At 63.5% G+C, this 20,762-nt stretch carries 21 protein-coding genes; 11 read left to right on the top strand and 10 right to left on the bottom strand.

Translation table 11 applies throughout. From position 1 onward, the window contains the following. Nucleotides 1–615 carry a DUF3177 family protein gene (locus SIB46_RS10135; protein WP_413296044.1) on the bottom strand — a complete coding sequence of 205 codons (615 nt, stop codon included), beginning with the start codon at nt 613–615 and terminating at the stop codon, nt 1–3. A 61-nt stretch (nt 616–676) separates the two neighbouring features. Here SIB46_RS10135 and SIB46_RS10130 point away from each other — a divergent pair, with 61 nt between their 5' ends. The 4 genes from SIB46_RS10130 to SIB46_RS10115 are packed head-to-tail and all read left to right on the top strand — an operon-like array spanning nt 677 to nt 4,843. Further along, entirely contained in the window at nt 677–1,918 is a 1,242-nt protein-coding gene (locus SIB46_RS10130) for an FIST N-terminal domain-containing protein (protein ID WP_413296043.1), read from the top strand. A 5-nt stretch (nt 1,919–1,923) separates the two neighbouring features. Continuing rightward, the gene (gene trmB, locus SIB46_RS10125) at nt 1,924–2,595 is read left to right on the top strand and encodes a tRNA (guanosine(46)-N7)-methyltransferase TrmB (protein WP_413296042.1); all 672 of its coding nucleotides are present in this window, start codon (nt 1,924–1,926) and stop codon (nt 2,593–2,595) included. Continuing rightward, nucleotides 2,592–3,899, top strand: coding sequence for an IctB family putative bicarbonate transporter (locus SIB46_RS10120; protein ID WP_413296041.1), 1,308 nt, complete (start codon nt 2,592–2,594; stop codon nt 3,897–3,899). The genes trmB and SIB46_RS10120 overlap by 4 nt, the downstream gene beginning before the upstream one ends. Further along, nucleotides 3,896–4,843, top strand: coding sequence for a BadF/BadG/BcrA/BcrD ATPase family protein (locus SIB46_RS10115; protein ID WP_413296040.1), 948 nt, complete (start codon nt 3,896–3,898; stop codon nt 4,841–4,843). Before SIB46_RS10120 ends, SIB46_RS10115 begins: the two co-directional genes overlap by 4 nt. Here the strand turns inward: SIB46_RS10115 and glmM are convergent. Together glmM and SIB46_RS10105 are read right to left on the bottom strand one after the other, a co-directional pair. Further along, on the bottom strand, nt 4,825–6,204 hold the full coding sequence (gene glmM / locus SIB46_RS10110) for a phosphoglucosamine mutase (protein WP_413296039.1): 1,380 nt from the start codon (nt 6,202–6,204) through the stop codon (nt 4,825–4,827). The genes SIB46_RS10115 and glmM overlap by 19 nt on opposite strands. Nucleotides 6,205–6,285: 81 nt before the next feature. After that, nucleotides 6,286–6,510 (bottom strand): hypothetical protein, encoded by a 225-nt coding sequence (locus SIB46_RS10105; RefSeq protein WP_413296038.1) that lies wholly within the window; start codon nt 6,508–6,510, stop codon nt 6,286–6,288. Between the two features lie 69 nt (nt 6,511–6,579). Between SIB46_RS10105 and SIB46_RS10100 the strand changes: the two genes are divergently transcribed. Next, a complete protein-coding gene (locus tag SIB46_RS10100; protein WP_413296037.1) occupies nt 6,580–8,313 on the top strand; it encodes a transglycosylase SLT domain-containing protein in 1,734 nt (577 codons plus the stop codon). Here the strand turns inward: SIB46_RS10100 and SIB46_RS10095 are convergent. Both SIB46_RS10095 and SIB46_RS10090 read right to left on the bottom strand, forming a co-directional pair. Beyond that, complete coding sequence (locus SIB46_RS10095) at nt 8,277–8,810, bottom strand: hypothetical protein (RefSeq protein WP_413296036.1); 534 nt, start codon at nt 8,808–8,810, stop codon at nt 8,277–8,279. The genes SIB46_RS10100 and SIB46_RS10095 overlap by 37 nt on opposite strands. Next, nucleotides 8,810–9,214, bottom strand: a complete 405-nt coding sequence (locus SIB46_RS10090; RefSeq protein WP_413297768.1) for a 4Fe-4S binding protein — start codon at nt 9,212–9,214, stop codon at nt 8,810–8,812. The genes SIB46_RS10095 and SIB46_RS10090 overlap by 1 nt, the downstream gene beginning before the upstream one ends. Nucleotides 9,215–9,269: 55 nt before the next feature. Here SIB46_RS10090 and SIB46_RS10085 point away from each other — a divergent pair, with 55 nt between their 5' ends. Beyond that, nucleotides 9,270–9,833 carry a thioredoxin domain-containing protein gene (locus SIB46_RS10085; protein WP_413296035.1) on the top strand — a complete coding sequence of 188 codons (564 nt, stop codon included), beginning with the start codon at nt 9,270–9,272 and terminating at the stop codon, nt 9,831–9,833. Here SIB46_RS10085 and SIB46_RS10080 read toward each other — a convergent pair. Beyond that, a complete protein-coding gene (locus tag SIB46_RS10080) occupies nt 9,830–10,912 on the bottom strand; it encodes a UDP-N-acetylglucosamine--N-acetylmuramyl-(pentapeptide) pyrophosphoryl-undecaprenol N-acetylglucosamine transferase (protein ID WP_413296034.1) in 1,083 nt (360 codons plus the stop codon). The two genes, SIB46_RS10085 and SIB46_RS10080, sit on opposite strands and share 4 nt — an antisense overlap. Nucleotides 10,913–10,962: 50 nt before the next feature. On the opposite strand from SIB46_RS10080, the gene SIB46_RS10075 reads away from it, so the two are divergent. Next, nucleotides 10,963–11,691 carry a hypothetical protein gene (locus tag SIB46_RS10075; RefSeq protein WP_413296033.1) on the top strand — a complete coding sequence of 243 codons (729 nt, stop codon included), beginning with the start codon at nt 10,963–10,965 and terminating at the stop codon, nt 11,689–11,691. On the opposite strand, the gene SIB46_RS10070 is transcribed toward SIB46_RS10075, so the two are convergent. Next, on the bottom strand, nt 11,657–12,553 hold the full coding sequence (locus SIB46_RS10070) for an NAD(P)-dependent oxidoreductase (protein WP_413296032.1): 897 nt from the start codon (nt 12,551–12,553) through the stop codon (nt 11,657–11,659). The two genes, SIB46_RS10075 and SIB46_RS10070, sit on opposite strands and share 35 nt — an antisense overlap. Nucleotides 12,554–12,611: 58 nt before the next feature. Between SIB46_RS10070 and SIB46_RS10065 the strand changes: the two genes are divergently transcribed. Further along, a complete protein-coding gene (locus SIB46_RS10065) occupies nt 12,612–12,830 on the top strand; it encodes a hypothetical protein (protein WP_413296031.1) in 219 nt (72 codons plus the stop codon). A gap of 100 nt (nt 12,831–12,930) precedes the next feature. On the opposite strand, the gene SIB46_RS10060 is transcribed toward SIB46_RS10065, so the two are convergent. Continuing rightward, the gene (locus SIB46_RS10060; RefSeq protein ID WP_413296030.1) at nt 12,931–14,139 is read right to left on the bottom strand and encodes a phosphoglycerate kinase; all 1,209 of its coding nucleotides are present in this window, start codon (nt 14,137–14,139) and stop codon (nt 12,931–12,933) included. Between the two features lie 103 nt (nt 14,140–14,242). On the opposite strand from SIB46_RS10060, the gene SIB46_RS10055 reads away from it, so the two are divergent. Genes SIB46_RS10055 through SIB46_RS10045 form a run of 3 tightly spaced genes read left to right on the top strand, consistent with a single transcriptional unit; the run spans nt 14,243 to nt 16,433 of the window. Further along, nucleotides 14,243–14,626, top strand: a complete 384-nt coding sequence (locus SIB46_RS10055) for a universal stress protein (RefSeq protein ID WP_413296029.1) — start codon at nt 14,243–14,245, stop codon at nt 14,624–14,626. After that, on the top strand, nt 14,623–15,486 hold the full coding sequence (gene ylqF, locus SIB46_RS10050; protein WP_413296028.1) for a ribosome biogenesis GTPase YlqF: 864 nt from the start codon (nt 14,623–14,625) through the stop codon (nt 15,484–15,486). The genes SIB46_RS10055 and ylqF overlap by 4 nt, the downstream gene beginning before the upstream one ends. Continuing rightward, entirely contained in the window at nt 15,483–16,433 is a 951-nt protein-coding gene (locus tag SIB46_RS10045; protein WP_413296027.1) for an RluA family pseudouridine synthase, read from the top strand. Before ylqF ends, SIB46_RS10045 begins: the two co-directional genes overlap by 4 nt. Here the strand turns inward: SIB46_RS10045 and SIB46_RS10040 are convergent. Both SIB46_RS10040 and SIB46_RS10035 read right to left on the bottom strand, forming a co-directional pair. Further along, nucleotides 16,430–19,012, bottom strand: coding sequence for a cellulose binding domain-containing protein (locus SIB46_RS10040; protein WP_413296026.1), 2,583 nt, complete (start codon nt 19,010–19,012; stop codon nt 16,430–16,432). The two genes, SIB46_RS10045 and SIB46_RS10040, sit on opposite strands and share 4 nt — an antisense overlap. A gap of 109 nt (nt 19,013–19,121) precedes the next feature. Beyond that, the gene (locus SIB46_RS10035; RefSeq protein WP_413296025.1) at nt 19,122–20,750 is read right to left on the bottom strand and encodes a dipeptide ABC transporter ATP-binding protein; all 1,629 of its coding nucleotides are present in this window, start codon (nt 20,748–20,750) and stop codon (nt 19,122–19,124) included. Between the last annotated feature and the right edge of the window lie 12 nt (nt 20,751–20,762).

Below are 20,762 nucleotides of genomic sequence, written 5' to 3'. Positions count from 1 at the left end.
TCAGAAGCCCCCGGCCAAACGACCCTGCTTGGGCAAACGCACCACCAAGAATTGGATCAGGCCAACGCCATAGGCCGCCAAGCCCAGATAGCCGAGGAAGGCGGAGATGGTGGCCGTCCAGCTGCCACCAAACAGAAAACTCAGCACCACCGCCAAACGGTCGTGGAATTGCTGCGGCGCCTCCAGCCACAGCTGGCACACCTCGCCAGCGCTCCCAGCACCTGCGCAGCCCAAGGCTGGAACTGTGAGCACCAGGCCCAAAACGCACAGCACGGTCATCGCCCAGCGCCAGCAGCGCACCGTGAGGGGCAAGGGGCGGTAGGGGGGCAAATCGGCTAACTCCTCATTGAGATCCGACCAGAACCACAGGGCAATGAGGATGAACAGGTTGGCCACAGCCGAGGTGATGTAGGCCACCGGACGGGCATCCACCATGAGCAGCACCGTGATCCCCAGCAAGCTGGCCACCTGCCAGTACAGGGTGAGCAGCCGCACCAAGGCTTGCTCACGCCGGGAGAGAGCCCAGAACAGCAACACCAGGGGCAGAGCCACGGTAAAAAGCACTGCGAGCCGGTAATCCAGCCAGATCAGACTGCGCAGCAAGGGGAGTGGCATGCCGGGGCAAAAGGGTGCCTCATTATCCGCGCTGCAGCTGTAGCGTCCAATCAGCACAGCCATGGTCATGCTGCCCTGGTTCAAGAGCAGTGGTCCTGATGCGCTCGCCCGCACGGCCCTCTCCTCTCAACCCTCCCTGGAGCAAGCCATCGATGAGGTGGCTGGCAGCCTCAAGGGCATGGGCCAGGCGAACTTGGCGCTGGTCTTTTGCAGCAGCAGCTTTGCCAGTGATTTGCCTCGCCTGCTGCCGCTGCTGCAGCAAAAGCTGCAAGCGGATCATTGGTTGGGTGCCTGCGGCGGCGGCGTGGTGGGCACCAATTCAGGAAACCAGCCCTTGGAATTGGAGCAGGGGTGCGGCCTCAGCGTCACGCTGCTGAAACTGCCGGGCGCGCAGATCAACTGCTTTGCGCTCGATGCCAACCAACTACCCGATCTCGATGGCCCGGCGTTGCCATGGCAGCAGGCCGTGGGGGCCGACCCGGCCGCCGGTGGGGCGATGTTGCTGTGGCTGGACCCCAGCATCAGCAACATCAACGATCTGATCAGCGGCCTGGATTACGCCTATCCAGCCATGGCAAAGCTCGGCGGGATCGCGGGGAACCACAGCGCGAACCATGGCTCGCTGCTGTTCGCCGATCAGGTGCACCACAGCGCCGTGGGCTGCGTAATCTCCGGGGCCTGGACGCTCGAGCCGGTGGTCGCCCAGGGCTGCCGCCCCATCGGGCCGGTCTTTGAGGTTGAGCAAGCCAAACGCAATGTGGTGCTGGAGCTGCGCCAAGGAGATGAGCTCGCCAACCCGGTCACGGCGCTGCAACAGGTGATTGAAACCCTGCCTGAACCCGATAAAGAGTTGCTGCGGCACTCCCTGTTTGTTGGCTTGGCCCGCAACAGCTTTTCACTGCAACAAGAGCGCAGCAGCAACCCCTTCTTGGTGCGCAATTTGATGGGGGTGGACCCGCGCCATGGCGCCATGGCCGTGGCCGACAGCCTCCAGGTGGGGCAGCGCTTGCAATTCCAACTGCGCGATGGGGCCACCTCACGGCAGGAACTCGATGGCCTACTGGACGCTTCTCAACAGAACTGCCAGCAGCCACCGGTTGCAGCGCTGCTCTTTGCCTGCCTCGGGCGAGGGCAAGGGCTCTATGGCGAAGCCCACGTGGATACGGGCCTCTGCCGCAAGCACTTCCCAGAGCTGCCCATCAGCGGCTTGTTCTGCAATGGTGAAATCGGCCCGGTAGACGGCAGCACCCAGCTGCACGGCTACACCGCATGCTGGGCCTTTGTGGTTCCCACCCAGTCCTGAGGTCCTTGCGGCAGCACGTCAATCCACTCAGCAGCTTCTTCCAGCAGGAGCGTCCATTACCCGGCTTAGCCGAGCTTTTCGCCACACCAGAGCAGCCGCTCCACCTCGACATCGGCTGCGCCCGCGGCAAATTCCTGCTGCAGATGGCAAGCCGCTACCCGCAGCGCAATCACTTGGGCCTGGAGATCCGCCATCCCTTGGTGAAGCAAGCGGAAGCCGAGCGCCTGCAACTGGAGCTCACCAACCTGCACTTTCTGTTCTGCAACGCCAACATCAGCCTGCGGAATTGGTTGGCGCAACTGCCCATTGGGCTGTTGGAGCTGGTCACGATTCAGTATCCCGACCCCTGGTTTAAAAAGCGGCATCAAAAACGGCGCATGGTGCAGCCCGAGCTGATCCGCTGGGTGGCTGCAGCAATGGCACCGGGGGCTCAGCTCTTTTTGCAGAGCGATGTTCCCGATGTGATCGACCAGATGCTGGAGGCCACAACCAGCGGTCCCTGGTTTGAACCCGCCGATGGCGGCCAATGGCTCAGCGACAACCCCTTGCAACAGCCCACCGAACGTGAGCTGTATGTGCAGAAACAAGGCCTGCCGGTTTACAGACGGCTCTTCGCTCGAACCACAGCAGCCATTCAAGCCCATAATCCGTGCGCCGCCGACGCTGCGACGCCATGAGTCCCTCTCCAGCCGCCCCTTGGCTGCTGTGCTGGCAGGGACTGCTGGCCAGCGAGGCAACGAGTCGCCTGCGCAAGCTGCTGCCCCAAATAGCCGGCGGCATGCTTTGCGCCCTGCTGCTGGTGCTGCCGATGGCAACCCGCACGGGCCTTGGCTTGCTGATTGCCGCCTGCGGGTTGCTGTGGCTGGTGTGGGGACTCGCCACACCACCGGTGCAACGCCCCCTGGGGGCTATTAATGGCTGGTTACTGCTGTACGTGGCCATCGCCGTGGTGGCCACGGGCCTATCACCCGTTCCAGCCGCCGCGGCCAAAGGACTGCTGAAGCTGTTGAGCTACCTCGGGGTGTATGCCCTGATGCGGCGGCTGCTGGAGGGGGCACCGCAATGGTGGAACCGACTATTGGCCGCCCTGTTGCTGGGGCAATTGATCACCGCCGTGATCGGGCTGCGGCAGCTCTATGCCCCCATCGAAGATCTTGCCCTCTGGGCTGATCCCAACTCCGTTGCCGATGGCACGCGGCGCATCTACAGCACCCTGGGCAATCCCAACTTGCTTGCGGGTTATCTGGTGCCGATCCTGCCGCTGGCGGTGATCGGCCTGCTGCGCTGGCAATGGATTTGGCCGAAACTGTTGGCCCTCAGCAGCCTGGGTTGCGGCTTGGCGGCGGCCCTACTGAGCTACAGCCGAGGCGGCTGGATTGGCTTGCTGCTTGCCCTGGGCAGCCTGGGGCTCTTGCTGCTGCTGCGGCAATCCCGCCGGCTTGGCCCTTTGTGGGGAAAACTGCTGCCGCCGCTGGTGATCACTGCCGTGGTGGTGGCACTGGTGCTGGCGGCCATCAAGGTGGAGCCGCTGCGCATTCGCCTCACCAGCATGTTGGCCGGTCGCGGCGATAGCTCCAACAACTTCCGCATCAACGTTTGGCTGGCTGCGCTGGAGATGATTCAGGCGCGGCCCTGGATTGGCATTGGCCCTGGCAACAGCGCCTTCAACCTGATCTACCCGCTCTTTCAACAACCGGGCTACACCGCCTTGAGCGCCTACTCCGTGCCCCTTGAGCTCGCTGTGGAAACCGGCATCCCTGGGCTCCTGGCGGCCACCGGACTGTTGTTCAGTTCGCTGCGGCTTGGGCTGCAGCAGCTGCAGCGGGACCTGGTTTTGAGCTTGCCGGCCCTTGGCGCGGCTGCTGCCGTGATCGGCCTGGCAGGGCATGGCGTGGTGGACACCATCTTTTTCCGCCCGGAAGTGCAGATCACGGGCTGGTTTGCCCTGGCCACCCTTGGAGCGGCTCGCCAACTGCGATGACGTTCACCAGCCCCACCGGTGGACTGCTCGCTGGTTTTGATGCCGGCCAAACCCACACCCGCTGCCGTCTGAGCCAGCGCGATGGCCGCGTGGTGGCCGAAGGCGAAGGCAGCGGCGTCAGCCACCTGGGCAGCGAGCAAGGGCCGGAGCGCTTTAGGCAGGCGCTGCAGAGCAGCCTGGAGGCTGCCAGGCGGCAGGGGGGACTAGCCCTGGAGCCTTTGGCCGCCGCGGCGATTGGGGCGAGCGGCATCGAGCAGGACAGCCCCACCCAACGCCTGGGCACCGACTTAGCCCGCCAGGCCCTGGGACTTGAGGCAGTGTTGGTGACCGGAGATGAGCGCACAGCCCTGGCCGGCGCTTTTGCCCCCGGGCAGGCGGGCATCAGCCTGATCAGCGGCACCGGTGCGATTGCCCTGGGCCAAAACGAGCAGGGCCGGCAGCATCGCTGCGCTGGTTGGGGCTGGCTGGTGGATGGGGTGGGCAGCGCCATGGACATTGGCCGCGATGGCTTGGCGATCAGCCTGCGGATGGTCGACGGACGCCTGCCCGAAACAGGTTTCAAAGCAGCGCTGTGGCAAGCCCTCGGCGTGCAGCAGGCCCACGAACTCAAGGCCCTGGTGGTGGACCCAGGCTTTGGCGCGGCGGGCTTTGCCCGCTTGGCACCGGTAGTGCATCAGCAGGCCTTGACCGGCGATGCCCATGCCCAAAGCGTGCTTGAACACGCCGGGGATGAACTGGCCGCCATGGTGATTGGCGTTGCCGAAGCACTCGAGCTGGAGGCCCCGGCCCTGTGCTGCTCAGGGGGAGCCATCAGCCATCTGAGCCTGCTGCGGCAAGCCATGGATCGTTTGCTGCTGGAACGTCTCCCCGGGCTGCGTCATGTGCAGCCCCAAGGCGATGCCTGTGATGGGGCCTTGCGCCTGGCTCAGGCGTTGAGCAACTGATCGGCGAGCTCAGAGAGGTGATCGGTCCAGTGGTCCACTTGCTCCTGGCAGGAGGCCTCCACCATCACCCGCAACAAAGGCTCGGTGCCGGAAGCGCGCACCAACACCCGGCCCTCATCGCCCATGGCGGCCTCAGCGGCAGCGATTGCCGTGGTGAGCCCATCGCATTGCTGCCAACCCTTGCGGCGGTCACGATCCGGCACACGCACATTGCGCAACCGCTGGGGGAACGAGCGGAAGCTTTGATCCACCCGATCCGACAGCATCTCGCCAGGTTGCAACAGCGCTGCCAGCTGCAAAGCAGTTAAAACCCCATCGCCACTCATGCCGTGATCGGCGCTGATGATGTGGCCGGACTGCTCGCCGCCTAGCACCGCACCAAGTTCGGCCATGGCGGCATGGACGTGTTGATCACCCACCGCGGTGCGTTCCAACTGACCGCCCCGTGCCGTCCAGGCCCGCTCAAAACCGAGGTTGCTCATCACCGTGGCCACAAGCCGTTGTTGCGGCAGGGCATCGGCATCGGCGAGGGCCGAGCCCCAGAGATAAAGGATGTGATCGCCATCCACCAAGCGGCCCTGGCCATCAACAGCCAGCACCCGGTCGGCATCCCCATCAAAGGCAAAGCCCATCTCAGCGCCGTGCTCCATCACGGCCTGGCGCAGGGGCTCGAGGTGAGTACTGCCGCAACCCACGTTGATGGCCGCACCATCAGGCTGGTTGTGCAGGGCAATCACCTCAGCCCCAAGGCGCCGGAACAGGGACTCAGCGCAGGAGGTGGCTGATCCCCAGCAGAGATCGAGCACGATCCGGCGGCCATCAAGGCGCCGGCCTTCCAGGCTGTTTTCCAGCAAGGCGGTGTAACTCTCCAAGAGCTCAGTGCGCCGCTGGGTGGGACCACAGCTGGTGAGCGCTGGCCGCACCTCACCGCGCAAGCCGGCTTCGATCGCTTGCTGCTGATCGCGGCTGAGCTTGGCCCCTGAAGGGCCAAACAATTTGATGCCGTTGTCTTCTGGGGGGTTGTGGCTGGCCGAAACCATCAAGCCGCCAGCCGCCTGGAACTGATTCACCAGCCGGGCCACCGCCGGGGTGGGGCACAGACCAAGGGTCCACACCTCACGGCCCGCAGCAGCCAGGCCAGCCTCGAGGGCGGCCACGAGCATGGGCCCACTGCTGCGGGAATCCATCCCCAACAGCACCGGGGCATCGCTAGGGAGCACCTGACCGCTCCAGTAGCCCACCTGCATGGCAAGAGCCGGGGTCATCACGGTGCCCACGCGGCCGCGAATGCCATCGGTACCGAAGCTGACGCCACCACCTCCAAGGGGTTGGCCCACCGGATGGGACGCCAGATCGGCCATGCCAGAAACTTCGTTCCTGCAGAGATTAAACGGGTTTTCCAGGCCTGCCTGGACGCAGGAGACTCATGGACAGCCGTCTGCCTAACGCCAGCGCTGGGGCCGCCATGCCAAGAGCCACAACTCAATCGCTCCCCACAGCAGCAAGCCCCCGACCACCCAACCCGGCAGCCAAACCAGAGGGGGCCAAGGCCGCAACAGCCAACTGAACAATCCCAAACCCACAGCCAGCGCAGCGCGCCGGCGTTGCAACTGCCAGGGAGGCATCTGGGCCAGAGCAGATCGAAAGCGCTCCCATCGCTTGACCATGGTTCCCGCCGGTCTGCAGCCGCGCCATTGTGACCTCCATACGATGCCGGCAAGGGACAACAGAGGTTGATGCCGCTGCGGGGTGGAGGAGTTCTGCTGATCACCATCGCCGCGGCTGGCACCGTGGTGATCAGCAGCGCCTTGCAGCAGCGCCTGCAACAGATCCGGCCTGAACTCGACCGCCACAGCTCAGCCACCCTGCTGCGGCGAACCGCTCGCTTTGATCCCGATCCAAGCCGGCGACGCCTCGCCCGGCTGATCCTGGCCAACCAGGGCGATGTCAGCGCCGCCAGGCAGCAATGGTTGCTGCGCGCTCAAGGCTGGGGCGAGAGCCCACTGAGCCCCGTGGTGCTCAAACAACAAGCGCTGGCGGCGCGGGCGCTCGGCCAACAGGAGCGATCCGAGCGCCGCTGGCAGGAGCTATTGCGGCGTTTCCCTGAAGCGGCCCCCAGCGCCGACGCCCTCTATTACCTGGGGCAGCCAGGGGATGACCAGCACCAGCAACTGCTGCAGCGCTTTGCGGCCCACCCCGCGGCTCTGGCCGCTGCGGTGGATTGGGACCGCCAAACGCAAGATCCCCGCGCCGGCTTGCATCTGGCCGCTTGGGGAGCGCGCTGGCCTGGGGCCGATACAGCACTACTGCGCGCCTGCGGTAGCGATCTGGCTGATCAACAGCGCGAGCAAGTTGCCGCAGCCCTGGCGCAACAAGGGGATCTCGATGCAGCCCTGGACTGCCTTGGTGATCTCAAGCCCACAGGGCCCAAGAGCATGGAATGGCTTGGGCTGGCCGATGAGGCGCCACTGAGCCCGGAACAACAGGCCTGGGAGCAGATCCGATCCCTGCTGCTGGAGCGCGATTGGCGTGGCGCCCAAGAGGCGCTGCAGCAACAGCTGGAGCAACCCCTCACACCGCCATTGCAAGCGCGGGTGCGCTTCTGGCTGGGTCTCAGCACCTGGGAGCTGGGGGAAACCAAGCGGGCGCAGCAAATCTGGCAGCAGCTCTTGAGCGAGCACCCTTTTGGGTACTACGGCTGGCGCGCCAGCGAACGGCTGCAGCAGGCCCCTGAGACGCTGCCGCCCGCGAACCCTCCAGCCGGCGGACTACTGCCGGAGGAATTCGATCAACTCCTTGCGCTGGGGATTCCGGTTGAGGCCTGGGAGCAGTGGCGCACGCAACGGGGCGGCCAACCACCGGAATCGCCCCGAGAGCTTTGGCAAGAAGGCCTGCTGCGCCTGGAGGTTGGTGATCGCTGGATCGCCTTGGAGCAACTGGACCGGGCCCAGCGGCTTGGCGCCGCTGAAGGCTTGAGCCAACAGGTACTGCTGGAGCAACACCGCCATCCGCGCAACTTCGAACCACTTCTCGAGGAAGCCGCAGGCAACGAGCAACTCGACCCTGACCTGCTCTTGGGCTTGGCCCGACAAGAGTCACGGCTGACGCCCACGGTGCGCTCCAGCGCTGGTGCCATCGGCCTGCTGCAGCTGCTTCCCAGCACCGCTGCTGAGCTGGATGATCCAGCCCCGAGCGAAGAGGAGTTACTGCAACCAGAGCGCAATGCCCCCTTGGGCGCCCGCTATCTCAAAGAGATGCTGAACTGGGCAGACGGCAATCCCTTTCTGGCAACTGCCAGCTACAACGCAGGACCCGGTGCTGCTGGCAGCTGGCGCAACGATGACCTCGATGCCATCCCTGAACTCTGGGTGGAAGCCATCCCCTATCCCGAGACCAGGATCTACGTAAAAAAAGTGCTGGGTAACCGCTGGACCTATGCCTTGCTCGGCGACAGGTTGACCAGCCACTGAAACCATTCCATGCCGCCCAACTGGTTGTGGATGGAGTGGCCGTAGGTCATGAACAACAGGATGTAGACGTTGAAGCCAATCAAGCCGAGCCAAGCCGGCGGCCAGACGCGCAATCGCACCAAATCAAGGCGTGCCAGCAGCAGCGCTGCGGTGAGCACCAAAAGATCAGCAAAACCAGGCATGTAGAGCAGGTACATCCCGCCCACCACCACCACCAGCAGGGTCACCACCAAGGTGAGGGCTTTGCTCGCCGCCATGAACAACGAGATCTGGCGCAGAACCAGCTCCGGCAGGGTGCAAAACGACACCACGATCACCACCTGGGAGAGCGAGAGCACCCAGTAGGCCTCATCCACCAAAGACTGATCGGCCACGCTGGAGCGGATGTCTGCCTGCAGCAGGCCCCAGTGGGCTCCCAGATAAACGCTGATCAAGGCGAGCAGGATCAACATCGGGGCCCGGGCGGGCAATGTCAGCCAACGAAGGAAGAAAGACATCAGAGCTTCAGGCTGATGGCATCCAGCGGGCAGACAGCGATGCACTGCTCGCAGACGACGCAGCGGCGCTGATCAAACTGCAGCCGCCAGTCTGGTGTGCTGCAGCTCAAGGCGCCACTGGGGCAAACGCTGGAGCAGATGCCGCAATCGACGCAGCGCTCAGGGTCAATGGCGATCTCCCCAGCCGCTGAGCTGATCGACAGCCCAAGGCTCATCAACCACTCCTGGGCGGCATCGAGCTCATCGATATCACCGGAGAGCTCCACCACCAACGTGCCGCTTTGGTTGGGAGCAACCTGGGCGCGAATGATCCGCGAAGCCACGTCGTAATCGACAGCCAACCGATAGGTGATCGGCTGGTGCACGGCTTCCCGAGGGAATTGCAGCGTCAAGCGACGCTTCACGGCACACAGGGGAGCTTCGCTGCCAGCATGGCAGCGCCCCAACAGCGCCGCAGCCATGAGCAGCACCCCAGCCGGCCCCGAATTCCCTGGGAAGAGGCTCCCTCAGCTGGTGCTGCTGCTGGTGGCCATCGTTGTAGTAGCGGTGGTTTGGCTGGAAGGCGGGCGCCCGGAGGGCGACCTGCTCGATCAGATGGCTCGGCGCTCACTGCCTTTGGAGCAAGCCCTGGGCAACGGCAAGCCAACCGTGATCGAGTTCTATGCGGACTGGTGTGAGTCGTGCCGCACCATGGCTCCCGGCATGGAGCAAATGGTCGAAGACCATCCCCAAGTCGATCTGGTTTTGCTGAATGTCGACAACCCCAGCTGGCAGCCGCAAGTGCAGCGCTGGAACGTCAATGGCATTCCCCATTTGCAGCTCTTTGATGCCAATGGCGAGAGCCGTGGGCAATCGATTGGCCTACGCCAACCGCAAGAGCTCAGCGCCATCGCCGTTGCCCTGGAAACCGGCGAACCCCTGCCCACCCTGGCGGGCATCGGCGCCATCAGCAGCTTGGATCCGACTAGTGAGCCGAGTCGGCGCGACATCAGCAGCAACGTGGGCCCGCGCAGCCACGGCTAAGCCTCAGCGGCCAGATCTTGAAGCAGCTCAGCAAGCAAGCGATCGGCATCACGAACCGCCAAGCGCTCCATGCCTTGGCGCAACAAGCGCAGCGGATCAGCCGCTGGATCACAGCCCCGCAAGCGGGGGCCCAGCAGGTTCCACAGCATGCGCCGCAGGCCGGGCTCATTCGGCCCATGCTGGGCCACGATCACAGCGGCTCCAACGGCAGCCGCAGCAGCGGCATTGGCGCTCTGATGGTCATCGGCAGCCTGCGGGAAAGGCACCAACACCGCTGGGGTTCCGCAGACAGCCAACTCGCTGAGGCTGCCGGCACCGGCCCGTGAGATCGCCAGATCCGCGTGCTGCAGCAGCGCCGGGATCTCATCACTAAACGGACGCTCGCGATAGGCGGGGTGCTGCAGCTGGCCTTGATCCGGATCGACGCTGCCGCTGAGGTGCACGATGCGGCATCCCATGGCGAGCAACGCAGGCGCTGCCTCACGCACCATCCGGTTCAACCCAACCGCGCCTTGGCTACCGCCAATCACCAGCAGCAGGGGGCCGTCACCAGCAGGCACCCAATCCGGACAGGCGGCTGGCTTGAGAAAGTTCTCCCGCACCGGAGTGCCGGTGACTTCTGGACGGCAACCACTCAGATAATCCGCCGCCTGCGGCAGCCCAAGGGCCACACGGGTGCAAAAGCGGCCAAACAGGCGGGTTACCTGGCCAGGGATTGCATTGGATTCATGCAGCACCACCGGCCGGCGGCAGAGGCGCGCCGCCAAGATCGCCGGGGCTGCGATGTAGCCGCCCGTGGTGAAGACCACCGAGCACTCCTGCTTGCGAATCAGGCGCGCCACAGGCCAAGCGCTCCAAAGCAACTGAATCAATTGCTTGAGCTTGCGCAGACCTCGGCCCTGCAACCCGCCAGCCCGCACAGTGAACAGGGGGTAACGGCTGGGGACGAGTTGGCGTTCAAGGCGATCGGGAACCCCCAACCAGCGCACACTCCAGTCGTCTGGCATGCGGTCAGCGACCGCCAAGGCCGGAAACAGATGGCCTCCAGTGCCGCTGGCTGCAATCAGAAGCCGAGGCATGGACGCACAAGACGGGGCGCCTAACTTAAGGATCCCTGCGACGGCGTGCCGTGACTGCAACACCCTGGCTCTCCCTGCTGCTCGGGGGTGTTTTGTCTTGCCAAATCCCAGCAGCCCATGCCCAGTTGAGTGGAGCGCTGTTGGACCAACTGGAGAGCGCACTGAATAACGGCGATACGAGTGCACTGGCGGACTTGGTGGCCAGCAGCGATGAAATCGGCGGCAGCGAGTTGGAAAACCGCTACAGCCAACTGCGCCGTCAGTTTCCTGATAGCCAATGGTCCTTGGCCGCGGGCCAAGACCTCGCCGATGGGCGCAACACCCTGAACGTGAGCGTGGTGGGCAACGGCAGCCAAGACGGCCGCGATTTCCGCCTGCAGGCCAGCCAAATCCTGGCGGTGCGTAGTGACGGGCTCACCCTCGGCAGCCAGGAGGTGTTGAAGGAAGAATCCATCGTGCGCAGCGGTGAACGCGATTTAGCCGTGAGTGTGCTGGCCCCCGACACGGTGCTAACCGGTCAGCGCTACGACCTCGATGTGCTCATGGATGATCCGCTTACGGATGCAACCTTGGCGGGCGGTTTAACCGAGCTCACCGAAGCCGATCTGCTGCAGGAGGAGAGCCCTGAGATTGAACTGGGCGCGCTCAATGCCGGCGGCATTTTCAAAACAATCCAGGCCCCGTACCAAGCCGGGCGCCAAGCCTGGGCAGCCCTGCTGCTGCATCCCGAAGGCACCGTCAGCATTAGCCGCACGGTGCGGGTGGTGAATCGTCTTTGAACCAGCGCAGCAACGCTGAGACATCCTCCTGGCCGTGGCCTTGCTGCATCAGGCTGTCTTCCATCGCTGCCACCTGCTCGCTGATCGGCAACTGAAGCTCACAACCCTCCGCTGCCGCCAGGGCGATGCCGAGATCCTTGCGGTGCAGCTCAAGCTTGAAACCAAGCGGGAACTGCTGCTCGAGCATCGATGGGGCGCGATGGCGCAGGGCCCAAGAGCCTGCCGCCCCCTCCTGCAGGGCAGCCACCAAATCGCGCATCGGCAAGCCCAACCGCTGACCCAACGCCAGCGCTTCAGCCACTGCTGCATAGCTACCGGCCACCAGCACTTGGTTCACAGCCTTGGCCCGCTGGCCTGAGCCCAAGGGACCCAGGTGGGTGATGGTGCCGCCCACCACCTCCAGCACAGGGCCAGCACGCTCCAGATCGCTGGCCTCACCGCCCACCAACACCGAGAGCGTGCCGCGGCGTGCGCCCTCGGTGCCGCCGGTCACCGGGGCATCCAACCAGCTCACCCCGCGCTGGGCCGCCGCGGCCGCCAGACGCTGCGTGCTGGCCGGATCAATCGTGGAGAAATCAACGATCAAGCCGCCAGGCTCAACCCCTGCCAGGAGCCCAGAAGGTCCCTGCAGAACCGCCTCCACAGCTGCTGCATCGGTGAGGCAGAGCGCATGGATCTGGGCTGAGGCGGCCGCCTCAGCTGGGCTGGCCGCAACCCGGGCTCCGGCGGCTTGCAAGGGCTGTTGCCGCTCAGGACTGCGGTTGTGAACGGTGAGCGGAACACCGGCAGCCAGGAGGTTGGCGGCCATCGGTTGGCCCAGGGCCCCAAGACCGATGAAGCAAACCGGAATGTTTGCAGCCATGGCTTGCCGGCTCCAGGCCGAATCGCGACACTGCGGCCATCGTGCTGCAGTCGGTGCCGTGGCCCCAACTTGGGTCAATAGTCCTGTGCTGATGGAGGCGCTAGAGCGCTACCAGCAAGGGCGGTTGCCGCAGCAGATGCGCCACTGGATTCGCGCCCTCCTCGAGCTTCCAGCCGACGCTCCAGAACTGGGAGCAGAACTCTTGGTTCAGCGTCCGAAGAGCAGCCACAACAGCAGCACCACAACAATGGTGATCACCCACCAGGGCAATCCCTGACGGCGGCGGCTACCGCCAGAACCAGGCCGGCGCCCATGGCGTTTGTCCCAGAACTGACGGGAAAGATCTCGCTCGCGATCGGTGACCACCGGGTCTGGCCTCAGGCGGCTTCGTCGAGGGCAGCCACACCGGGCAGCACCTTGCCCTCGAGCAGCTCGAGGCTGGCGCCACCACCGGTGGAGATGTGGGACATCTGGGCGGCCAGGCCAGCCTTCTCAACAGCAGCCACCGAGTCGCCGCCGCCAATGATGGTGCAGCAGCCCTTGGCGCTCAGGTCAGCCAGGGTGGTGGCGATGGCGTTGGTGCCAGCGGCAAATTTGTCGAACTCGAACACGCCCATGGGGCCGTTCCAGATCACGGTCTTGCAATCACCCAAAGCGTCCTGGAAAACCTTGATGGAGTCAGGACCGATGTCCAGGCCCATCCAGCCGTCGGGGATGGCATCGATGGACGCCACTTGGCTGTTGGCATCGGGCGCGAAGTTGTCAGCCAGCACCACGTCGGTGGGCAGCAGCAGCTGAACGCCCTTGGCCTTGGCCTTGGCTTCAAGCTCCTTGGCGAGCTCGAGCTTGTCTTCTTCCACCAAGCTCTTACCCACCGACAGGCCGCGGGCTTTGTAGAAGGTGAAGATCATGCCACCGCCGATCAGCACCTTGTCGCACTTGTCGATAAGGGCCTCCAGCACGCCGATCTTGCTGCTGACTTTGGAGCCACCAACGATGGCGGCCAAGGGGCGCTTGGGATCGTCAACAGCACCTTGCAGGTACTGCAGCTCCTTCTCCATCAGGTAGCCAGCCACGCTCGGGCTCAGGTACTTGGTCACGCCTTCGGTGGAGGCATGGGCGCGGTGAGCAGCGCCGAAGGCGTCGTTCACATAGACCTCAGCCAGGGCAGCCAGCTTTTCGGCGAAGCCAGATTCGTTCTTCTCTTCTTCCGCGAAAAAGCGCACGTTCTCCAGCAGCACCACATCGCCATCGGCCATGGCGGCCACCTTGGCCTCGGCATCGCTACCGATGCAGCTATCGGTCTTGGCAACCGGGGCGCCAAGCAGCTCGCTCAGGCGCGCAGCCACTGGGGTGAGGCGCATGTCCTCGTTGACTTTGCCCTTGGGACGGCCGAAGTGGGCCGAAAGGATCACCTTGGCGCCCTTGCCGGTCAGATCTTTGATGGTGGGCAGGGCTGCACGGATGCGGGTGTCATCGGTGATGGCGCCGGCATCGTTGAGGGGAACGTTGAAATCCACGCGCACCAGCACACGCTTGCCGCGCAGGGCCTCACTGTTCAGTGCCGACAAGGAGCGCTTGGCCATAGTGCGTGGGAGGTGGAAGCGCGGCGAGTTTACCCTTCAAGCCTCGAGGCATGGATCGATGCCCGCGGCGAGCTAAGACAAAGGCAGGGCCCTTGGCAACGCCATGTTCCGCACCGTTCTGTTTCCCTTCGACCAAAGCCGCGCAGCCATGGACACCGCGGCGACGGTGTTGCAGCTGGTGCAACAGCACGACAGCAAGCTGGTGCTGCTCTCGGTGGTAGAGGAAGGCAGCAGCTCCATGGGGGATGTGGATGCCGTGGCGCAGCTGCTGCAAAAAGCGCACGACACCTTTGCCGAAGCAGGCATCGAATGCGAACTGATCGAGCGGGAGGGCAAACCAGCGTTTGTGATCGGCGATGTGGCCGATGAGATCGAGGCCGACCTGATCGTGATGGGCACCCGCGGCATCAACCTGGAGCAAGCCAGTAGCAGCACGGCAGCACGGGTGATCCAGCTGGCCCCCTGCCCTGTCCTGGTGGTGCCGTGAGCGCCCCTGCGATCCAGTGGTATCCGGGCCACATTGCCAAGGCTGAACAGCAGCTCACCCAGCACCTCAGCAAGGTGGATTTGGTGATCGAGGTGCGCGATGCGCGCATCCCGATGGCCACAGGCCATCCCCACCTGCAGCGCTGGATCAAAGGCAAACAACATCTGTTGGTGATCAACCGGCGCGACATGGTGTCGGCGCAGGCGCGGCAAGCCTGGGATGAATGGTTCCGCAGCCAGGGGCAGACGCCCTGGTGGTGTGACGCCAAAGCCGGCACCGGCGTCAAGCAGGTGCAACAGGCCGCCATCCGCGCTGGCGATCAACTCAATGAGCGGCGCCGCAAACGGGGCATGCGGCCCAGGCCCGTGCGGGCCTTGACCCTGGGGTTCCCCAATGTGGGCAAATCAGCCTTGATCAACCGGCTGGTGCGCCAAAAGGTGGTCGACAGCGCCCGGCGAGCCGGGGTGACCCGCACGCTGCGCTGGGTGCGGCTGGGCCAAAGCCTGGATTTATTGGATGCACCCGGTGTGCTGCCGCCGCGGCTGGATGACCAGCAAGCCGCCTTGCATCTGGCCCTCTGCGATGACATTGGCCAGGCCGCCTACGACGGCGAAGGCGTTGCGCTGGCCTTTCTCGAGATGTTGGTGGCGCTGGAGCAGCAACCTGCCGCTGCCGTGCCGCCGCAACTGCTGGAGCAGCGCTACGGCATCGCGGTGGAGGCTGGGCCTGGGGCGGCCAACGCCTGGTTGAGCGCAGCGGCGCTGAAGCACACCTCAGGCCAGAGCGACCGCATGGCCCAACGGCTTCTCGATGACTACCGCCGTTCGGTGTTGGGGCCGATTGCCCTGGAGCTGCCATGAATGGCTTTGGCGAAGGAGAAGGCGAGTTGCTGACGCTCCACTACCCGAAGCCCCTGCCGATGCGTCTGGACCGTTGGCTGGTGAGCCAGCGGCCTGAGCAAAGCCGCGCGCGGATTCAGAAATTCATCGAAGCCGGCTATGTGCGGGTCAATGGCACCACCGGCCGAGCCAAAACGCCCCTACGCACCGGCGATGAAATCAAGCTCTGGATGCCGCCTCCAGAGCCGCTGCCCTATCTGCAGCCTGAGCCGATGGATCTCGATGTGCTCTTCGAAGACGAGCACCTGATCGTGATCAACAAACCAGCTGGCCTGACGGTGCATCCAGCCCCAGGGAATAAAGACGGAACCCTGGTGAACGGCCTCCTTCACCACTGCCCCGACTTACCGGGCATCAGCGGCAAGCTGCGGCCTGGGATCGTGCATCGCCTGGACAAAGACACCACCGGCTGCATCGTGATCGCCAAGAGCCAGCAGGCCTTGGTGAAACTACAGGTGCAAATCCAAAAACGCGTGGCCTCCCGCGAATACCTGGCCGTAGTGCATGGGGTGCCGGCCGACGAGAGCGGCACGATCGTTGGAGCCATTGGCCGCCACCCTGTCGACCGCAAGAAATATGCGGTGGTGAGTAGCGAGAACGGGCGTTACGCCTGCACCCACTGGAGCCTGCAGGAACGACTCGGCGACTACTCGCTGCTGCGCTTCAAACTCGACACCGGCCGCACCCACCAAATCCGGGTGCATTGCGCCCACCGCAACCACCCGGTGGTGGGGGATCCCACCTACAGCCGCTGCCGCAAGTTGCCAATCGAGCTGCCAGGGCAAGCCCTCCATGCCGTGCAGCTGGGCCTGGATCACCCAATCACTGGCGAGCGGATGGTGTTCGAGGCCCCACTGCCTGAGGTGCTGGAGAAACTGCTGGCGGTGCTGCGCAAGCGAACCGCTTAGAGCACGGTGAAGTCCGTTCCCGCCGCCAGCAGGGTGTCTTCGCTGAGGCTTCCGTCACGGGCCAGGTCGGTGCCCGCCAAGGCGTTGAAGCCAACGGTTCGCGATTCACCCGCTCCGATCGACTGCCCCCAGTCCGCGCCATTGAGCTGATAGCGATACAGGTCTGCCGAGAGCTGCTCGGTGACCACCTCGACGCCCCAGGCTTCGCCATAGAAACGGTGAGCGCTGGTGAAACTCAAGGCCCAATCATCCAGGGTTTGATCGCTCTGGTTAATGACGGTCAGTGAGGCCGTGAAACCACCCCACCAGAGATCACCACTGACCTCAACATCCACAGGTGCACCGACCACCGGATCAATCTCCGCAGGCCCATCGTCAGGCAGCAATGGACCGGGGAACGGCACCGGTTGTGGTTCGGGAGTGACCGCGCCGCCACCGGTCAAATCCTCCAGGTTCTGACTCAGCGGATCGCCCAAAGCCACGATGCCTTGGTAGTAGTTGATCACCGTTTGATCAGATACATCCAAGGCAGGCCATTGCGGCCAATCAAAGGTGTCATTCATGAACGGCTGGCTTTGATCCCAACCCAGCACCGTGAGGTGGTTGATGTCATGGGCAATCGCCACACCTTCAACATCTAAAAATCCGTGGGTACGCCCATGCATCCAGCCCCCGTAATGGGGTTCCATCTTCAAGGTGTTGATGAATGCATCCTGCAGGCCGCTCTGCTCGATGTAATCGGCAAATCCTTCGTGACCAAACTCACGAACCATCGCCATCACGCCGGTTTCTGAGCCAAGCCGTGCCGTGCGCTGAATGTCAGCCAGGATCTGCGGGTCGTAGGCCTCATCAGCAATCCAGCCCACCTTCGCGCCTTGCATCGCGTACCAAAGGCCAACACCTTTGGTGTCATTGCCCCAGGCTTGGGAGTTATTGGTCAAGCCCTGGGCAAAGGCCCACTCACCCACCGCCTCAATCTCCACAGCCTCGAGCCCTGCAAAGGCCCGTAGGCCGTTGTAGGCCACAAGGGCTTCAGTGGTAATCGCCGTGCGACCTCCCACCAACTCATCGTGCTCGGAGTTGTGATTGGAGCCATGAAAAGTGCCCCAACTGGTGATATCGATGTAGTCACCTGAACTCGGCGGAGCCACCATGCTGTGGTCATGCCCGCTGTGATCCATCCCGGAGTGATCCTCAGGGCTGTGGTCCATCACCGGCTCCTCCATCACGGGAGCATCAACCTCAACGATTGGGGCTGGATCCACAGCTTCAACAACCTCAATCGGCTCTAGCTCTGCAGCAATAGGCTCAGGCTCGGGGTCAATAACAGGTTCAGGAGTCACCACTCCCACACCCGCCAAATCCTCCAGGTTCTGACTCAGCGGATCGCCCAAAGCCACGATGCCTTGGTAGTAGTTGATCACCGTTTGATCAGATACATCCAAGGCAGGCCATTGCGGCCAATCAAAGGTGTCATTCATGAACGGCTGGCTTTGATCCCAACCCAGCACCGTGAGGTGGTTGATGTCATGGGCAATCGCCACACCTTCAACATCTAAAAATCCGTGGGTACGCCCATGCATCCAGCCCCCGTAATGGGGTTCCATCTTCAAGGTGTTGATGAATGCATCCTGCAGGCCGCTCTGCTCGATGTAATCGGCAAATCCTTCGTGACCAAACTCACGAACCATCGCCATCACGCCGGTTTCTGAGCCAAGCCGTGCCGTGCGCTGAATGTCAGCCAGGATCTGCGGGTCGTAGGCCTCATCAGCAATCCAGCCCACCTTCGCGCCTTGCATCGCGTACCAAAGGCCAACACCTTTGGTGTCATTGCCCCAGGCTTGGGAGTTATTGGTCAAGCCCTGGGCAAAGGCCCACTCACCCACCGCCTCAATCTCCACAGCCTCGAGCCCTGCAAAGGCCCGTAGGCCGTTGTAGGCCACAAGGGCTTCAGTGGTAATCGCCGTGCGACCTCCCACCAACTCATCGTGCTCGGAGTTGTGATTGGAGCCATGAAAAGTGCCCCAACTGGTGATATCGATGTAGTCACCTGAACTCGGCGGAGCCACCATGCTGTGGTCATGCCCGCTGTGATCCATCCCGGAGTGATCCTCAGGGCTGTGGTCCATCACCGGCTCCTCCATCACGGGAGCATCAACCTCAACGATTAGGTCCGGCTCAGGTTCATCAACAACCGGTTGTAGTTCGGGCTGGGAGGCAGCCTCCGGTGATGTTGAATCACCAGCCATTAACAGCTCTTGATTCAAGGAGCCAGTAACACCCAGATCAACGCCTTGCTGGCCATTAAATCCAACCGTGACGGAACCACCTGCTGGAATCGCAGCTCCCCAATCTGCCCCACTGAGGGTGTAACGAATCAGGCCATTATCCAGGGGCTCAGCCTGCAACGTGGCACCCCACGGAGCTGAGTTCAATTGATGCGGACTCTCAAAGCTGTAGCTCCAACCACTGAGGGCAGATCCTGTGGTGTTAGCAATCGTGATTTCAGCTGTAAATCCACCCCACCAAATCTCTCCAGCCACAGCGACACTGAGGCCTGATGGTGTTGATAGCGCCATGGCTTAAACCTGAGATTCAGCAACAACAGCAACCTAAAAATGAGCCGTTGCTGAATGAACCCGTCAGCTGAAGGGTTTCACCTGAGGATTCACTGAGTGTTGCCTGAGATCACCTGGGCTGCGGCAAGCGCGGACAGGCCTCCACCAATTCACGGGTGATGGCCGCCGCTGGTGCCTTCAACATCACATCACCCGGCCCCTCTTCCACGATGCGGCCCTGGTCGAGCACCACAACGCGGTGACAAAAACCACTGGCCACCCCAAGGTCATGGGTGACAAACAAAATCGCCACACCGAGCTGTTGCTGCAGTTGGCGCAGCAGTTGCAGTACTTCGGCCTGCACCTCGGCATCGAGCATGCTCACCGATTCATCACAAAGCAGCACTGCCGGTTGCAGCACCAACGCCCGAGCAATCGCGACCCGCTGCTGCTGACCCCCGGAGAGCTGCCGGGGTAGGCGTTGTGCCAACGACGCATCGAGCCCTACCGACGCCAACACCGTGCGGGCCTGCTCACGGGCTTGGCTCTGTGATGCCAAGCCATGGATCAACAACGGATCGGCCACCGCATCGATCACGGTCATGGCTGGATTAAGGCAAGCCAGCGGGTCCTGAAACACCATCTGCAACCGCTGGCGGGCCTGGCGTAAGTCCTGCCCCTGCAAGCGCCGCAAATCCCGGCCCTGCAGCATCACCTCACCACCGCGAACAGGGTTAAGCCCCATCAAGGCGCGGCAGAGGGTGCTCTTGCCGCAGCCCGAGGGGCCAACAATGCCCAGGGTTTCCCCGGCATGGAGGCGCAGGCTGATCCCATCAACCGAGCGCAACCACTGCGGCTGCCAGGGCCAACCACCAAGGCGATGCCAACAGCGCAGTTGATGCAACTCAAGAACCACCGGTGTAGCAGGGGCCTGAGGGGTCGCCCCTCCCTCCCGTTGCCGGGCCGCCGCCACCAAGCGTTGGGTGAGCGGTTGCTGCGGCTGAAGCAATACCTCTGAGGCCGATGCCTCCTCCAGCAAGCGTCCGTCTTGCATCACCGCCATGCGCTGACACCAGCGGCCCGCCATGGCCAAATCGTGGGTGATCAGCAACAGCGCACTGCCAGCCTCTTGGCACAACGCCGTGAGCTCAGCCATCACCTGGCCGGCCACCGCCACATCGAGGCTGGTGGTGGGCTCATCGGCGATCACCAGTGGCGGTTGCAAGGCCATGGCCAAGGCGATCGCCACCCGCTGGCGCATGCCACCGCTGAATTGGTGCGGGTAACTGTTCATCCGCTCTGGCCCAATGCCCACGCGCTGAAGCAGTTCCTCAGCCCGCGCCGCCTGAGCCCCATGGGCCGAGAGGGTGTCGCGCAGGTGGTCGCCAATGCTGATCAGTGGATTGAGGCGGGTCATCGGGTCTTGAAAGACCAGGCCAACCGCCTCACCCCGCAAACGGTTCAGCGCCCCGCGCCGCAGGCGCCGGGGATCGCTGCCCATCAATTCCAAGCGCCCCTGACTGCGGCTTCCTTCCGGCAGCAAGCCCAAAACGGCTCTAGCAACAGTGCTTTTGCCGCAACCAGAGGGCCCCACCAAGGCCAAGCGCTCACCGCGCTGGAGGCTCAAGGTCAGCCCATCGAGGGTGGGATCAGCGGAGCCTGGGTAGGCCACCACCAAATCCTCTAGCTGCAGCACGGGGGCTGACTTCATGGCGAGCTGCTGACCACGGTTGGGATTCTGCTCGCCGCTGAATACCATGGCCTCAGTCTG

It is taken from the genome of Synechococcus sp. MIT S9452 (assembly GCF_047304245.1).
GTDB lineage: Bacteria > Cyanobacteriota > Cyanobacteriia > PCC-6307 > Cyanobiaceae > RCC307.
The sequence above is the reverse complement of the archived record's forward strand: the minus strand, read 5'-3'. Positions and strand labels throughout refer to the sequence as shown.